Consider the following 15,226-nt stretch of genomic DNA (forward strand, 5'->3'; position numbering starts at 1 on the left):
GCCCGGTTACATTCCGAACCCGGAAGCTAAGCCTCACAGCGCCGATGGTACTGCAGGGGGGACCCTGTGGGAGAGTAGGACGCCGCCGAACAATCTTTCAGAAAAGGCCCACCCGGGTTACCGGGTGGGCCTTTTCGCGTTTCCGCGTCTCCACGGTTCCGGACGACCCGAGCGGCCGGGTGTTGCTCCTGCCACCGACAGGTGGACCTAGGTCCACCTCGGAATCGGGGTGCCATGGCCAGTGTCCGGAGCGGGTCGTTCGTGAACACTGATGGAGGAGGATCGGTACCGGCATCAGGAGCTTGCGTGACCACAGAGACTCGTACGAGCGGCACGTCCGTGCGTGCGCAGACCCAGGCGGCCTTCCAGGCCGGCGGCCAGGGGCTGGCCCGGCTGGTGCAGGTGATGCTGGCCGCGGTCCCGGGGTTCGTGATCCCGGTCGTGGCGGCCGTCTTCGCGGGAGTCGTGACGGCCCAGTTCCTGGAGTTCTACTACCCGGCGGCCCTGGTGGCCCTCGTGGCGGCGGCGCTCGTGGGCGGGTCGGTGGCCGCGACCTTCGTCCGCTCGACGGCGGACCGGACCCGTCGGATGCTGGAGAGCTGGTACAGCATCCGTCTGCCGGCCGTCTACCAGCCGTTGCCGGGGCTGGAGCCGGACGACCGCGGGCACTGGTGGACGGGCTACTCCTACCACCGCTCCCGGACGGTCGCGAAGTACGCGCAGCTGGTCCACTGGGGCCTGCGGGACCGCACCACCCGGGCCGAACTGCTCTGGCTGGTCGTGAACCCGCTCCTCGCCGCGGTCCTGGGCGGCGCGGTCGCCCTCCTGCTGGTGCTGGGCACGGGGTTCGCCCTGGGCGGGGTGGTGCCGGCGGACGCCTTCGGCCCGCTGAGCCCGCGGGTGATGCGGGTCACCCTGAGCCTGTTGCTGGGGGTCGGCATGGTCCTCGCGGGGATACTCCTCGCCCCGCACGCGGTGCGGGGGTACGTGGAGGCGGCCCGTCGGGTGCTGGACCAGGACGGTCGGGCCACGCACGCCCAGCTGACCAAGCGGGTGGCCGAGTTGACCGAGACCCGGGCCGACGCGGTGGGCAGCCAGGCGGCCGAGCTGCGGCGGATCGAGCGCGACCTGCACGACGGCGCCCAGGCCCGGCTGGTGGCCATCGGGATGACGCTGGGCACCATCGAGCACCTGATGGAGACCGACCAGGCCGCCGCGCGGGAGCTCCTCTCCGAGGCGCGACAGTCCTCGGCCCGGGCGTTGCAGGAGCTGCGCGACCTGGTGCGCGGCATCCACCCGCCGGTGCTCGCCGAGCGCGGACTCGGTGACGCGGTGCGTGCGTTGGCACTGGACAGTGCGCTGCCGACCGAGGTGGTCGTGAGCCTGCCGGACCGTCCGCCGGCGCCGGTCGAGGCGGCCGTCTACTTCAGCATCAGCGAGCTGCTGGCCAACGCGGCCAAGCACTCGGAGGCGGAGCAGGTGTGGGTGGACATCCTGTACCGGGCCGGGTCCCTCCGGGTCACGGTGACGGACGACGGTGTGGGTGTGGCGGATCCGTCGCGGGGCACGGGGCTGCGCGGGATCGAGCGCCGATTGGGTACCTTCGACGGTGTCCTCGCCATCGACAGCACGTCGGGCGGTCCCACCACCATCACCTTGGAGCTGCCGTGCGAGTTGTCCTCGCCGAGGACCTCTACCTCCTCCGTGAAGGCCTGATACGCCTGCTGGAAGCCCACGGTTTCACCATCGCGGCGGCCGTCGAGACCGGCCCCGAGCTGCTGGAAGCGCTGTTGACCCACCGCCCCGACGTGGCCGTGGTGGACGTCCGACTGCCCCCGACACTCACCGACGAGGGACTCCAGGCCGCACTCAAGGCGCGTCGGGAGATCCGGGGCCTGCCGGTCCTGGTGCTCTCCCAGCACGTCCAGCAGCTGTACGCGCGGGAGTTGCTGGCGGACGGGACGGGTGGGATCGGGTACCTCCTGAAGGACCGGGTGTTCAACGCCGGGCAGTTCATCGACGCGGTCCGTCGGGTGGCCGCGGGCGGCACCGCGATGGATCCGGACGTGATCGCCAAGCTGATGGAGACCACCTCGCGCCGCCCGGGCCCGCTCCTCGGGCTGTCCCCGCGCGAGCGCGAGGTGCTGGAGCTGATGGCCGAGGGCTGCTCCAACTCCGCGATCGCCGCCCGCCTCTCGGTGAGCGACGGCGCCGTGGCCAAGCACATCGCCAACATCTTCAGCAAGCTCGACCTCGCTCCGGACGAGGACGCCAACCGGCGGGTGATGGCGGTGCTGGCCTACCTCAACGGCACGGCGGAGCAGAGCCGCTGACGGTCCGACCGGTTGGTCGGCGCGGGCGGCGGGCCCGTACAGTGACACTCCAGGCTGCGGAAACGCTGAAACACGCGTACGAGTAAACTCCGGTGGGCCGAGCCCGGAGGTTGCCCAGCCGTCCGGCGGCCCGACAGGCGGGCACCGGCAGCCGAGGCGAGTACGGCAGCAGCCGACAACCAGGGGTTGATAGACGTAATGGCACGCCCAACGCTCACCAAGGCTCATCGCGGCCTGCTCGGCCTGGTCGCGGCCGGTGCCTGCATCATCTCGGGCATCGGGTTCGCGGGTTCCTACAACGCGGTGCGCGAGCTGGCCGTGGAGAAAGGTTTCGGGGCCTTCTCCTACGCCTTCCCGATCGGCGTCGACGCGGGCATCGTGGTGCTCCTCGCCCTCGACCTGGTGCTGACCTGGCTCCGGATCCCCTTCCCGATGCTGCGCCAGACCGCCTGGCTGCTGACCGTCGCCACCATCGCCTTCAACGCGGCCGCCTCCTGGGGCGACCCGCTCGGCATGGGGATGCACGCCGTCATCCCGGTGCTGTTCGTGGTCGTGGTCGAGGCCTCCCGGCACGCGGTCGGCCGGATCGCGGCGATCACCGCGGACCGGCACATGGAGTCGGTCCGGGTGATGCGCTGGGTGCTCTCCCCGGTGCCCACCTTCCGGCTCTGGCGGCGGATGAAGCTCTGGGAGCTCCGCTCCTACGAGGAGGTCATCCGGCTGGAGCAGAACCGGCTGGTCTACCGGGCGCAGCTGCGCTTCCGGTACGGCCGCGGCTGGCGGCGCTCCGCCCCGATCCAGGCGCTGCTGCCGCTCAAGCTGGCCAAGTTCGGTGTCCCGCTGGACCCGTCGCTGCTCGACCGGCTGGATGAGGAGGGCCGCGAGCGCGAGGTCAAGGAGGCGCCGGCGGAGCAGGGTTCGCAGGAGCTCCACGGCCAGGCCCAGCAGGGCCGGGCCACCGCGGCCATCGCCCCGGTGGCCACCGCCGCGGGCAGCCCGGTCCAGACCCAGGCCCAGACCCAGCCTCAGACCCAGCCTCAGACCCAGGTCCAGCCCCAGGCCGCCCAGCCCCAGTCCCCGGTGGCCCAGCCCCAGCCCCAGCCCCAGCTCCAGGGCGCCGAGCCCGAGCCCCAGCCCGAGGCCGAGGCGCAGCCCTCCGCCGCCCCGGCGCCGATGTCCGCCGAGGTCGCCGCGCCGATGCTGGCGCGCCTCCACGCCGTTCGACTGCGGGCCGCCCAGGAGCCGGAGGAGGCGGCGGACGTCGTCGCACCGCCGCGCGGCGAGGAGCTGAACGTGTGGACCGAGCGCGCCGTCCGCACCACCGGTCACCCGGCCGACGCCGCCCCGGGCGGGCGGGTGCCCGGCCAGGCCTCCCCGTGGTTCAAGCCCCCGCGTCCGCCCGCCGAGGAGACCGCCCCGGTCCCGTCGGCGCCACCGGTCCCGCAGGCCCAGTACCCGGTGGCCCAGCAGCCGCAGCCCGAGCCCGCCGTCGACCCGCAGCAGGGTCGGCCGTCGGCCCGGGCCGAGCAGCACGCCCAGCCCGAGCAGCCGGTCCCGGCCGAGGAGCCCGTCCAAGGCGACCGACCCGAATCCGCCCCGGTACCCGCGCATCTGGACCTCGACGTGGCGTACGAGGGCCTGCTCTCGTACATCGACAGCCACGGCCACCAGCCGGACGCCCAGCGCCTCGCCGAGTGGCTGACCACGGAGTACGGCGTCACCGGCAAGGGCCAGGGCGGCTCGGTCCACCCCAAGGAGGTCGCCGACCTCTACCCGAAGCTGAACGCCCGCTTCCAGGCCGCCGGGCGGGACTGAGCCCGCACCCGCGCCCCCGGGTCCACCGCTCGGTCGGCCATTGACGCCCGATCCCGCCGGAGCTACCTTCGCCTCAACAAATTGTTGAAGCGCTGGTTCGGCATGGAGGAGTGCGGATGTCGCAGGTCGAGGTCGACGGAACCGGACCGACGGGCGGGGCCTCCTTCTCCGCCGCCGCCCGCGCCGCCGTGGAGGCGCTGCTCACCCCGGTGGACGCCGACCTGGCCCGCCGCTACCCCGGTGACTCCGGCACCCGGCAGCCCGTGCACACCGTCTACGTGCCGGCCGACGCCTTCCGCGCCGACACCGTGCGGGAGTGGGGTCGCCAGGCCCTGGAGGCCTTCGACACCCACGCCGGCACCCCCGCCGAACTGGCCCGCGCCCTCGGGGTGGCCGACGACGACCTGCTCGCCGACGTGCACGCCCGGGTGCGCGCCAAGCTGGAGCGCGAGCCGGTCGAGGACCTGCGGATCGACTTCGAGGACGGCTACGGCCCCCGGCCCGACGCGGAGGAGGACGCCGCCGCCGTCCGGGCCGCCGAACTGGTGACCGCCGCCGTCGCCGACGGCAGCGTGCCGCCGTACGTCGGCATCCGGATCAAGTGCATGGAGGCGCCCGTCCGCGCCCGCGGCATCCGCACCCTGGAGCTGTTCCTCGCCACCCTGCTGGCCGGCGGCGGCCTGCCGGAGGGCCTGGTCCTCACCCTGCCCAAGGTCACCTACGCCGAGCAGGTCACCGCGCTGGTCCGGCTGCTGGAGGACTTCGAGCGCCGGGCCGGGCTGCCCGCCGGCCGGATCGGCTTCGAGATCCAGATCGAGACCACCCAGGCGATCCTGGGCCCGGACGGCCGGGCCACCGTCGCCCGGATGATCGAGGCCGCCGAGGGCCGCGCCACCGGGCTGCACTACGGCACCTTCGACTACAGCGCCTCCTGCGGCGTCGGCGCGGCCTACCAGAGCATGGACCACCCGGTCGCCGACCACGCCAAGGCGGTCATGCAGGTGGCCGCCGCCGGTACCGGCGTCCGGCTCTCCGACGGCTCGACCAACGTGATCCCCACCGGCTCCACCGAGCAGGTGCACGCGGCCTGGAAGCTCCACCACGACCTGGTCCGCCGCTCGCTGGCGCGCGCCTACTACCAGGGCTGGGACATGCACCCGGCCCACCTGCCGACCCGTTACGTCGCCGTCTACTCCTTCTACCGGGAGGGCCTGGCGGCCGCCGCCGCCCGGCTCGCCGCGTACGTCGCCAAGGCGGGCGGCGACGTGATGGACGAGCCGGCCACCGCCCGGGCGCTCAGCGGCTACCTGCTGCGCGGCCTGGACTGCGGCGCCGTCGACCCGGCCGAGGTCACCGCGCTGACCGGCCTGGACCGCGCGCAGTTGGACGCCCTCGCCGGACGCTGAGCCGTGGCGCCCGGGCCCCCGACCGGGTCCGGCGGCGCCCCCGCCCGGGCCCGGGCACCCGCCCACCCGGCCGCCGCCGGTGCGCCGATTAGGCTGGCGGTGCCGCCCCGGACCTCCGGGCGCGCGCCGCCAGCCGTCGACGTTCCGGGAGAACCACCGCGCCATGTCCGCCACGCCGGAACCGACCGCCAGGCCGTACCTCACCATCCGGCGGGCCGGCAGCCACGAGACCGAGATCAAGAAGTCCCGCTTCATCTGCCACCTCGCCCGGGTCCCCGACGAGGACGGGGCCCAGGCCTTCATCGCCGGCATCCGCAAGCAGTACTGGGACGCCCGGCACAACTGCACCGCCTTCGTGGTCGGCGAGGAGCAGCGCCGCGAGCGCTCCAGCGACGACGGGGAGCCCGGCGGCACGGCCGGGGTGCCGATGCTGGAGGTGCTGCGCCGCCGCGGCCTGACCGACACGGTCGCCGTGGTGACCAGGTACTTCGGCGGGATCAAGCTCGGTGCGGGCGGGCTGGTGCGGGCGTACGGGAACGCCGTGTCGGCGGCGGTCGACGAGGTCGGCCTGCTGGAGCGGCGGCCGGTCGCGCTGCTCGCGGTGACGGCGGACCACGTGCGCGCCGGGCGGGTGGAGAACGACCTGCGGGCGGCCGGGTACGCGGTGAGCGACCTCGCCTACCAGGCGGCCGGGGTGCGGATCGAGGTGGGCGTGCCGGAGCCGGAGGTGGCGGCGTTCCACACCTGGCTGGCCGAGGCGACCGGCGGTACCGCGCTGGCGGTGCCGGCCGGCCGGACCTTCGTCGAGGTGCCGGTCTGAGCCGCCGCCCCGCCTGCCGCGCGGGCCCGCCCGTCGGTGGCTCCCCGTAGCCGAGCCTCCGCGCCACGCGGAAGACGGCTTGAACAGATTCACCCGAACGTAGTGTCGTGGCCCGGAGTTGGAACTTCCGCTCCGGGCCGTGGCGTTTCCTGGGCAAGGATCCGGCCGAACCGGACGAAAACCATCGATGGAGGACAACGGACCCCACCCCGCACCACGGAGGTATGCGCATGACCTCAGACCGTTCGCCGTCGCCCGCCGGTGCCGACCGACCCGGCCTCCACGGCCAGGCGACGCCCTACCGGATGACCGTCACCACCGCCCTCCCGCACGCCGAGGCCGTCGCCCTGGCCGACGAACAGCTCGCCTCCTGGCTGAAGCAGGAGGGCTGCGAGGAGCCCCCGCCCACCCCACGTACCGCCCCGGGAGAGCCGCTCGGCGGAACCGCCCCCGCCACCGAGCGCCTGCGCCTGGGTGAGCGCGTCCTGCTGGACCGCGACCACGGGCCGCTGCGCGGCGGCCCCGGAGCGGGCCGCTACGACCGCCGCCGCCTGCGCACCCCGGCCCCGCACGGCACCCGACAGCTCACCCTCACCGTGGCCACCGGTGCCGGCGGCCCGACCTGGGTCCGGTTGGAGTCCGAGACGCACAACACCGGCAGCGGCGTGCGCACCCCGTGCCGGGTGCCGGTGCCCGAGCTGGCCCGCACCCTGCTCCCGCTGCTCGACGCCGCCGACGGCCCGGCCGCCGTCCACTCCGCCCCCCGGGTGATCACGGCCGACGAGGTCGACGACCTGATCGACGAGCTGTGCGACCCGGCGCGCCGCCTGCCGACCGTGGTCGCGAGCGTGCCGGTGAACCACCCGCTCGACCACTGGGTCGAGGACGTGGTCCGCCCGCTCTGCCGGCAGCTGCCCGGCCTCGCCACCGCCTACGTGCTGGATCCGGGCGCCCGCACCGGGTTCAACGTCGCGCTGGAGTTCCACACCGTGTACGGCGGCGCGGTGCGCACCTACCTGCCCGAGGTCGACCCGGCCTCCCGACAGGACAGCGCCCGACATCCGGTCCTCGCCCGTGGCCGAATAGAGCAGGACCCCCGCCGCGCCGCCGGGTTGCTCGCCCGGGAGCCGCGCCGCCTCGCGGCCGACCAGCCGCTGCCGCCGCCGCTGGCCGCCGTGCCCGTGCTGCGGGTCCCGCCCCCGCAGTTGCGCCCCGCCGCCGGGCCGGGCGCGGTGCCGAACCCCCGCGCCCTCGCCGACGAGGGCACCGGCACCTCCGGCGAGACCGGCACGACCGCGGCCCCGATCGCAGAACCGACCGCGGACGCAGCCGCGGCCACGGCCGACGAGCTGGCCGCGCTCGCCCACGAGGAGCAGCAGGACCGCGCCGAGCAGCAGGCCAGGGCCGACGAGCTGGAGCGGGTCCGGCACACCCTCCGGCTGGAGCGCCGCGACCGCGGTCCGAGCAGGGACGGCCACGAGGGCCGCACCCGGACCGGCCCGCGAGGGGCCCTGAGCGGCCGTCACTGCAGCGGGCCGCCCACCGCCCCGGCAGGGGTGCCGGCCGCCGCCGGCCGCCGCCCCGCCGCCGGGCGCCCGGGCAAGCCCGAGACCTTCACCGAACTCCTCACCAGGCTCACCGAGTTCCCGCTGCTCACCTTCACCGGGGACCAGAAGAGCGCACTCGCCCTGGACGGGCTCCAGTGCGCCGGGGCCGGCTGGGCCCGGCTCGCCTGGGACGGCCTGACGGCCCTCCAGGAGTACGCGGAGGCGGCGGTGCGCGGCTCGGCCGGCGGGGACTTCAAACAGTGGTGCGAGCACACCCCGGACGGCTGCCACCGCTTCCCGCCCCGCAAGGCGGTGCGCGGGGAGTCCCGGACGGTGTTCAGCCACACCAAGTGGAAGCGCGAACGGATGCTGCCGGTGCCGGAGAGCGTGGACGCGTCCCGGCGGGCGTTCATGGGCGCGCACCTGCGGATCGGCGGCGGCCGCACCGCGCCCCGGCTGCACTACCTGGACGACTGTTCCGGCAGTGGCCGGATCTATGTCGGCTACATCGGCCTGCACCTCACCAACACCCGGACCAACTGACCGGCTTGGCTGACCGTCGCGCCCGTTCGGTGGACAATGTCGGGCAGGGGCGGGGCCGCGGGCCGGTCGGCCGCCCCCGGAAGGCGCCGGACGAGCATGGGGGAACGACGACCGATGCAGTACTCAGCAGACGGCCAGTCGGACGGCACCGCCACCGTCCAGTTCCCCCGACCGGGCTTCCTCGCCTCGGTCTTCCGCGACCTCGGTGCGGAGCACGGCCCGGACCGGGACGGCGCCCCGGCCGGGGCCGGGTCCGCACCCGGCCGTCCCGACCCGGACCGGACCGGAGCGGGCCCGGCCGCCGAGGGCGCCGACCCCGGGCAGCCCGGTCCCGATCCCGCGGGCCCGGCCGACGCCGAGGAGGCGGTCGCGGCCCACGCCCGGGCCGCCGCCCTCACCCATCACCGCACGCTCACCGTCCAGGCCGAGCACGACCGGCTGGCCGATCTGCTGCGGCGGGCCGCGCTGCCCGTCTCGGCCATGGACTTCGAGAGCCAGCTGCGCCGCTACGAGCCCCGCCCCTACCCGGCCGACGGCCCGGAGTCCGCCGACGGCGCCGAGCCCCGGTGGTCGGACTTCGCCCCCGCCGAACCGGCCGCCGCCGACCCGGAGAGCGGGCCGTCCCGCCGTCTGCTGGACTCCGGCTACCAGCGTGAACTGGCCCAGGCCCGGCTCACCCACCAGCGCGCCCTGCGCGAGTGGCGGACCCGCCAGGCCGAAGCGGGCAGCCCGGCCGCGGACGAGTCCCGGCGCGCCCACGAGGCCGCCGAGGAGGCCCGGGCCCGCGCCGTGCGCGAGTACAACGAGAGCCTGGAGGAGTGCCGGCGCGCCTACCGGCTGGCCGAGCCGGCCGCCGTGGAGTCGCTGCTGGAACGCGCGCTGGCCGCCGCCGAGACCGCCACCCAGGACCTGCCCGCCCCCTGCCGGGCGGTCTTCCGCCCGCTCACCCGCACCGCCGTGCTGGACCTCGACCTGCCCCCGCTCGACCTGGTGCCCTCGCTCACCGGCTACCGGCTCGCCCCCGAGGGCGACGTCCTGCCGGTGCCGCGCCCGCCCGCCGACCGGTCCACCGACTACCTGCGGCTGGTCGCCCGGCTCGCCCTGCGCTCCCTCCAGGCGGCCGACGCCGTGGACACCGACGAGATACTCGCCGGCGTCGTCCTGAACGGCTGGCTGCGCGAGCCCGGCACGGACGAGCCGCTCTGCCTGCTCAGCGTGGACGCCGACCGCGACGCCCTGGCCCGCACCCGGCTGCTGCCGCCGGAGACCCCGTACGAGGAGCGCGACGGCGAGGGCGTCTACGCGGACGCCGAGCAGGACGAGGCACTGGTCCGGCTGCGCCAGCTCGGCGCGGCCGTCACCCCGGACCCGTACGCCCGGGTGGCCGTCCAGCCGGCCGCCCGGGCCGGTGCCGCCGTCCCGGCCGCGCCCGACCTGTCCGCCAACGAGTTCGCCCAGCTGGTGCGCGACCTGCTGACCAGGGGCGGGCTCGCCGAGTGGAGCGTCCGGCTGCGCGGTCCGGCCGGGCTGGTCGCCACCGGCGAGGGGGCCCCCGGCAGCGCGCTGCCGGGCCGCTGGGTGGTCTGGGCCTCCCGGGACGCCGTGGCGGTCACCGGGGAGCAGATCGAGACCCTGGCCGAGGCGGTGCGCGAGGAGTCCGCCGAACGCGGCCTACGGCTGACCACCGGCAGCTTCGCCGAGGAGGCCCTGGACCTCACCGCCGAGGAGGGGCACCGGCACATCCACCTGATCGACGGTGACGGCGTCCGCGAACTCGCCCGCACCCACCTCGGCCTGCCGCTCGCCGTCGGCCGCTGACCGGCCCGCTCCGTCCGACCGGGCCCGCTCCGTCCGACCGGGGCCGACCCGCCCGGACCGCGCGGGCACCTGCTCGGACCTGCTCGGACCTGCTCGGACCTGCTCCGGAACAGGCGTTCACCCCGACGGCCCACCTGGCGGGCGGCCCTCCGTGCCCGGACCAAGGCTGGGGGGACCGGGCCGACGGGACCGCCGCCGCCGAGCGGTCGGTCCCCGGTACCCCCGGGCGATCACCCTCGAACGGACGTCCGGTACGGTCGGCGATCGGCCCGGCCACGGGCGGACCGCAGGGGGAGAGGAATGGGCAGAGCGCTCGGCAGACCACGGGGCGGCACCGGCCGCCCACCCGGCCCGGCCGGTGGGGCAGAACCCTCGGCCACGGCCCACCCGACCGCCTCGGCGGACCCGACCCGCCCGGCGGACCCGCCCCGCCCGACGCGGACGTCGGCCGGGCCCGGACCCGCGACGGAGGGCGCCCGATGACCGCCGTCCTGGTCGCCGCCGGAGCGTTCCTGATGACGCTGATCGGCGGCTTCGTCGCCCAACGCACCGGCGACCGCCGTCACCTGGTGCTCGGTTTCGCCGCCGGACTGATGCTCGGGGTGGTCGTCTTCGACCTGCTGCCCGAGGCCCTCCACCAGGCACCGGCGGAGGTGCACGGCGTCCCCCAGGCGCTGCTGATGTTCGCGGCCGGCTTCCTCGCCATCCACGTGATCGAGCGCGCCGTCGCCATCCACCGCGGCCACGAGGGCGAGTACGCCGAGCACACCCACGGTCACCACCACGGGCACTCCCACCGCTCCGACCGCCAGGGCGTCGGTCTGACCGCCGCGTTGGCCCTGGTCGGGCACAGCGTGATGGACGGCTTCGCGATCGGCGCCGCCTTCCAGGCGGGCACCACGGTCGGCACCGTGGTGGCCATCGCGGTGGTCGCCCACGACTTCGCCGACGGCTTCAACACCTACACGATCACCCGGTTGTACGGGAACAACCGGCGCCGGGCGCTGACCCTGCTCGCCGCCGACGCCCTGGCCCCGGTCTCCGGCGCCGCGATCACCCTGGCCTTCACCATCCCGGAGCACCTGCTCGGCCTCTACCTGGGCTTCTTCGCCGGCTTCCTGCTCTACCTGGCCACCTCCGACATCCTGCCCGAGGCCCACAGCCCGCACCCCTCGCGCAGCACCCTGCTGTGCACCCTGGCCGGGGTCGGCTTCATGTGGCTGGTCATCGGCCTCGCCGCCTAGCGTCGGGCCCGCCCCCCCCGGACCGACCTCCTCGCCGGCCGGACCGACCCCCCGCCCGCCGGACCGATCCCCCGCCCGCAGCCGCAGCCGCAGCCCCGTCCGCAACCGCAGCCGCTAGCCGGTCCGGGCCTCCTGGATCGACCGCCAGCCCTCCCGCATCGCCGCCAGCGCCTCGGTGATCGCCGGCCGCCGGGTGGCCTGCGCGCGCCAGAGCGCGAACACCCGGCGGCTGGGCTGCGAGGCGATCGGGCGGGCCGCCACCCCGGCCGGCAGCGGTCCCCGGCCGAGCCGGGGCACCACGGCCATCCCCAGCCCGGCGGCCACCAGGGCGATCTGGGTCTCGAAGTCACCGACCTGGTAGTGCACGTCCGGCTCCTCACCGGCCTCGCGCAGGGTGCGGACCAGCCAGTCGTGGCAGATGTTGCCCGGCGGCACGCTGATCCAGCGCTGCCCGCACAACCGCTCCACCGGCACCGCGTCCAGGGCCGCCAGGGCGTCCCCGGCGGGCAGTACCAGGTCCACCGGATCCGTCCCGAGGTCCAGCCGGGAGACCCCCTCCTGCACCGGCAGGGGCACGGTCGGCCAGTCCTGCACCAGGGCCAGGTCCACCTCGCCCCGCGCCACCAGCTCCGCCGCCGGGTAGGGGTCGCTCTCCAGCAGCCGTACGTCCAACTCCGGGCAGCGCAGCCGCAGTTCGGCCAGCACCCGGGGCAGCAGCCCGCGCGCGCCGGTCGCGAAGCCGGCCACCAGCAGCCGGCCGACGGCCCGCCCGCGCTGCTCCTCCAGCCGCACCTCGGCCTGCTCCATCAGCCCCAGGACGGTCCGCGCGGTGGCGGCCAGTTCCCGTGCCGCATCGGTCAGCACCACGCCCCGGCCCCGCCGTTCCAGCAGCACCGTGCGGGTCTCCCGCTCCAGCTTGGCGATCTGCTGGGAGACCGCCGAGGGGGTGAAGCCGAGTGCGGCCGCGGCTCCGCCGACCGAGCCGTGCACCGCCACCGCGTGCAGCGCCCGAAGGCGCCCCAGGTCCATCATGCAGCGATCCTAAACTGTCTCCTTCAGTATTCATCGCTGGTGCTACACACTCCCGGCCGCCAGGCTCGACCCATGACCGCAACGCCCGCCGCGCCGACCGGCACGACCATGCGCCCCCGCCACATCGCCCTGGCCGTCCTGGTCGCCGCCGTGTGGGGCCTCAACTTCGTGCTGATCCACATCGGCCTGGACAGCTTCCCGCCCCTGCTCTTCTGCGCCCTGCGGTTCGCCGTGGTCGCCGTGCCGGCGGTCTTCCTGGTCGGCCCGCCCAGGGTGGCCCGGCGCTGGGTGCTGGCGGTCGGACTGGCCCTCGGGGTGGTCAAGTTCGGGCTGCTCTTCCTCGGCATGCACGCCGGGATGCCGGCCGGCCTCTCCTCCCTGGTGCTCCAGGGGCAGGCCGGCTTCACCGCCCTCTTCGCGGCCGTCCTGCTGGGCGAACGCCCGGGCCGGCAGCGGTTGTCCGGCCTGGCGATCGCCTTCGCGGGCATCGCGCTGAGCGCCTTCGACCAGGGCCTCGGCGGTCCGCTCGGGGCCTTCGTCCTGGTCGTGCTGGCGGCCGTCGCCTGGGGCCTGTCCAACGTGCTCACCCGCAGGGCCGCGCCGCCGGACGCCCTGCGCTGGATGGTCTGGGTCAGCGCCGTCCCGCCGCTGCCGCTGCTGCTGCTGTCCCTGCTGGTCGAGGGCCCGGCGGCGGACCTGAAGGCGCTGCGCGGGATGACCCTCGGCGGGCTCGGCGTGATCGGCTACGTCGGACTGCTCTCCACCCTGTTCGGCTTCGTCGCCTGGAGCCGTCTGCTGCGCAGCTACGACGCCACCGCCGTCGCGCCCTACTCGCTGCTGGTGCCGGTGTTCGGGATGTCCTCGGCCTGGCTGCTGCTCGGCGAGGAGGTCACCCCGACGGCCGCGGCGGCCGCCGTGCTGGTGGTCGCCGGGACCGGGATCACCGCGCTGCGCCCGGGGGCGCCGTCCGCGGTGGCGGCCCGGCTGCGAGGAAGCGCGCCTCGGCGGCCCGCAGGACCCGCAGCAGCACCTCCTCGTCCTCGGGGCTGACCTCGCCGAAGTACTCCTGCGCCACCTCGTCCCGGACCTGTCCGATCCGCTCCACCGCCGCGCGGCCGCCCTCGGTCAGCAGGATCCGCACCGCCCGCCGGTCGGACGGGTCGGGGCGGCGCTCGACCAGCCCGGCCTCCTCCAGCGCGTCGACCACCGTGGTCGCCGAGCGCGGGGCGATGTGCAGCTTGTCGGCCAGGTCGCTGAGCCGCATCGCCTGGTCCGGTGACTCGCAGCCGGGCACGTGGGCGAGCGTGCGCAGCGCCCGGGCCTGGCCGGGGGTGATGCCGTACGGCTCCAGCTGCCAGCTCGTCTGCCGGCGGATCCGCTTGATCGCCCGGGTCATCGCGTCCGCGAGTTCGGCCGCGGTCGCGGGCTCGGGAGCCGTGCCGGGGGAGGGGTCCGCCGGGGCGTCGGGCGGCGTGGTGGTCATCGGCGGTCTCCTCGGCTGGCGTGGGCCCAAGCGTATCGGCCGGTCCCGGGCGGGCGGTCGGCCGCGGGGAACGCCCGGAGAAATATGTTGAGCCTAGCTCAGTATCTACGTTACGGTGGCTCCGAGTGAGGGCACCCTAAGTCCCCTCCCCGCCCCCTTGGAGCCCCCATGCCCATTTCCACCGCCCGCGTCGCCACCGACCGCCCCGCCCGCTACGCCAAGCAGCTCGCCGCCCACATGAGCCGCAAGGTCGAGACCTCCTTCTCCCCGGAGACCGGCCGCGGCACCCTGGTCTTCCGGGCCGGCACCGCCACCCTGGAGGCCCGGTCCGACGCGCTGCTGCTCACCGTCGAGGGCGAGCGCGAGGACCTGCCCGCCCTGGAGGACGTGGTCGGCCGCCACCTCGTCCGCTTCGGCGCCCGCGACGAGCTCGTCGTCGCGTGGCACCGCGACAACGGCGAGGCCGGCCTCGTCCACCGCAACGAGGAGGACCCGGCGGAGAGCGCCCCCGAGGCCTGACGCCCTCAGACGTCCGGCCGGGGCAGCCACCGGTCCAGCGCCCACAGCACCAGGACGGCCAGGCACCAGGAGGCCAGCACGTCCAGCAGCCAGTGGAAGTCGCTCCACACCAGCCCCGCACCCACCCCGAGCGCCAGCGCCACCGCGGCCGCGACGAGCCCCCGGGCCGTCCGCCGCCCCGCCGCCCGGGCCAGCAGCAGCGCCGCCACCCCGTACGAGAAGGTCGCGGTCGCGGTGTGCCCCGACGGGTACCAGCCCCACTGCCCCGGCAGCAGCGGATCCCCGAGCGGGCCCGGCCGGGCGAACCCCGCCTTCGCGGGCACCACCAGCAGCGGGATCAGCACCGCGGTCAGCGCCGCCACCGGCAACGGCAGCCACCAGCGCACCGCCCCCGCCCGACGCCACCACCAGGCGGCCAGCCCCCCGGCCGCCAGCAGCACCGGGACGGCGGGCACCCCGCCGCCCAGGTCCGACAGAAAGTGGCCCAGACGGTCGAGCAGGGCGTCCGGGTGCTCCCGGTGGGACGTCCGGACGGCCGCCCGGACGGCGCGGTCCACACCGAGCAACGGCCCGTCCACCGCGACCTGCCAGGACACCACCACCAGCAGCACCGCCGCCGTCACCGGCACCGCCACCGACCGGGCCGCCCGGCCGAGGACGACGGAC

Annotated in this window: 13 protein-coding genes and 1 rRNA gene; 11 read left to right on the forward strand and 3 right to left on the reverse strand. The window is 75.5% G+C overall.

Going from position 1 to position 15,226, the window contains the following annotated elements:
- The 9 genes from rrf to AB0O91_RS32315 form a co-directional block, all read left to right on the forward strand.
- Positions 1-91 (forward strand): 5S ribosomal RNA (rrf, locus tag AB0O91_RS32275); the annotation flags it as partial.
- Positions 92-306: 215 nt separating this feature from the next.
- On the forward strand, positions 307-1,716 hold the full coding sequence (locus tag AB0O91_RS32280; protein ID WP_363440801.1) for a histidine kinase: 1,410 nt from the start codon (positions 307-309) through the stop codon (positions 1,714-1,716).
- Positions 1,668-2,333 (forward strand): response regulator transcription factor, encoded by a 666-nt coding sequence (locus tag AB0O91_RS32285; RefSeq protein ID WP_363440804.1) that lies wholly within the window; start codon positions 1,668-1,670, stop codon positions 2,331-2,333. The genes AB0O91_RS32280 and AB0O91_RS32285 overlap by 49 nt, the downstream gene beginning before the upstream one ends.
- A 198-nt stretch (positions 2,334-2,531) precedes the next feature.
- Positions 2,532-4,148: a DUF2637 domain-containing protein gene (locus tag AB0O91_RS32290; RefSeq protein WP_363440806.1), complete on the forward strand. Its 1,617-nt coding sequence runs from the start codon at positions 2,532-2,534 to the stop codon at positions 4,146-4,148.
- Positions 4,149-4,264: 116 nt separating this feature from the next.
- A complete protein-coding gene (locus tag AB0O91_RS32295; RefSeq protein ID WP_363440808.1) occupies positions 4,265-5,554 on the forward strand; it encodes an aldolase/citrate lyase family protein in 1,290 nt (429 codons plus the stop codon).
- A gap of 163 nt (positions 5,555-5,717) precedes the next feature.
- Positions 5,718-6,374 (forward strand): YigZ family protein, encoded by a 657-nt coding sequence (locus tag AB0O91_RS32300; protein ID WP_363440810.1) that lies wholly within the window; start codon positions 5,718-5,720, stop codon positions 6,372-6,374.
- 230 nt (positions 6,375-6,604) lie between these two features.
- On the forward strand, positions 6,605-8,464 hold the full coding sequence (locus AB0O91_RS32305) for a hypothetical protein (protein ID WP_363440813.1): 1,860 nt from the start codon (positions 6,605-6,607) through the stop codon (positions 8,462-8,464).
- Positions 8,465-8,578: 114 nt separating this feature from the next.
- On the forward strand, positions 8,579-10,282 hold the full coding sequence (locus AB0O91_RS32310; RefSeq protein WP_363440816.1) for a restriction endonuclease: 1,704 nt from the start codon (positions 8,579-8,581) through the stop codon (positions 10,280-10,282).
- A 479-nt stretch (positions 10,283-10,761) separates the two neighbouring features.
- Entirely contained in the window at positions 10,762-11,526 is a 765-nt protein-coding gene (locus tag AB0O91_RS32315; protein ID WP_363440819.1) for a ZIP family metal transporter, read from the forward strand.
- 114 nt (positions 11,527-11,640) lie between these two features.
- On the opposite strand, the gene AB0O91_RS32320 is transcribed toward AB0O91_RS32315, so the two are convergent.
- Positions 11,641-12,558 carry a LysR family transcriptional regulator gene (locus tag AB0O91_RS32320; protein ID WP_363440822.1) on the reverse strand — a complete coding sequence of 306 codons (918 nt, stop codon included), beginning with the start codon at positions 12,556-12,558 and terminating at the stop codon, positions 11,641-11,643.
- Between the two features lie 108 nt (positions 12,559-12,666).
- Between AB0O91_RS32320 and AB0O91_RS32325 the strand changes: the two genes are divergently transcribed.
- Positions 12,667-13,608, forward strand: coding sequence for an EamA family transporter (locus tag AB0O91_RS32325; RefSeq protein ID WP_363440937.1), 942 nt, complete (start codon positions 12,667-12,669; stop codon positions 13,606-13,608).
- On the opposite strand, the gene AB0O91_RS32330 is transcribed toward AB0O91_RS32325, so the two are convergent.
- The gene (locus tag AB0O91_RS32330; RefSeq protein ID WP_363440825.1) at positions 13,499-14,041 is read right to left on the reverse strand and encodes a MarR family transcriptional regulator; all 543 of its coding nucleotides are present in this window, start codon (positions 14,039-14,041) and stop codon (positions 13,499-13,501) included. The genes AB0O91_RS32325 and AB0O91_RS32330 overlap by 110 nt on opposite strands.
- 168 nt (positions 14,042-14,209) lie before the next feature.
- Here AB0O91_RS32330 and AB0O91_RS32335 point away from each other — a divergent pair, with 168 nt between their 5' ends.
- Complete coding sequence (locus AB0O91_RS32335; RefSeq protein WP_363440828.1) at positions 14,210-14,560, forward strand: DUF2218 domain-containing protein; 351 nt, start codon at positions 14,210-14,212, stop codon at positions 14,558-14,560.
- Between the two features lie 5 nt (positions 14,561-14,565).
- Here the strand turns inward: AB0O91_RS32335 and AB0O91_RS32340 are convergent, their stop codons facing one another.
- Complete coding sequence (locus AB0O91_RS32340) at positions 14,566-15,195, reverse strand: phosphatase PAP2 family protein (RefSeq protein WP_363440831.1); 630 nt, start codon at positions 15,193-15,195, stop codon at positions 14,566-14,568.
- Positions 15,196-15,226 lie beyond the last annotated feature (31 nt).

It is taken from the genome of Kitasatospora sp. NPDC089797 (genome assembly GCF_040684795.1).
Lineage (GTDB): Bacteria > Actinomycetota > Actinomycetes > Streptomycetales > Streptomycetaceae > Kitasatospora.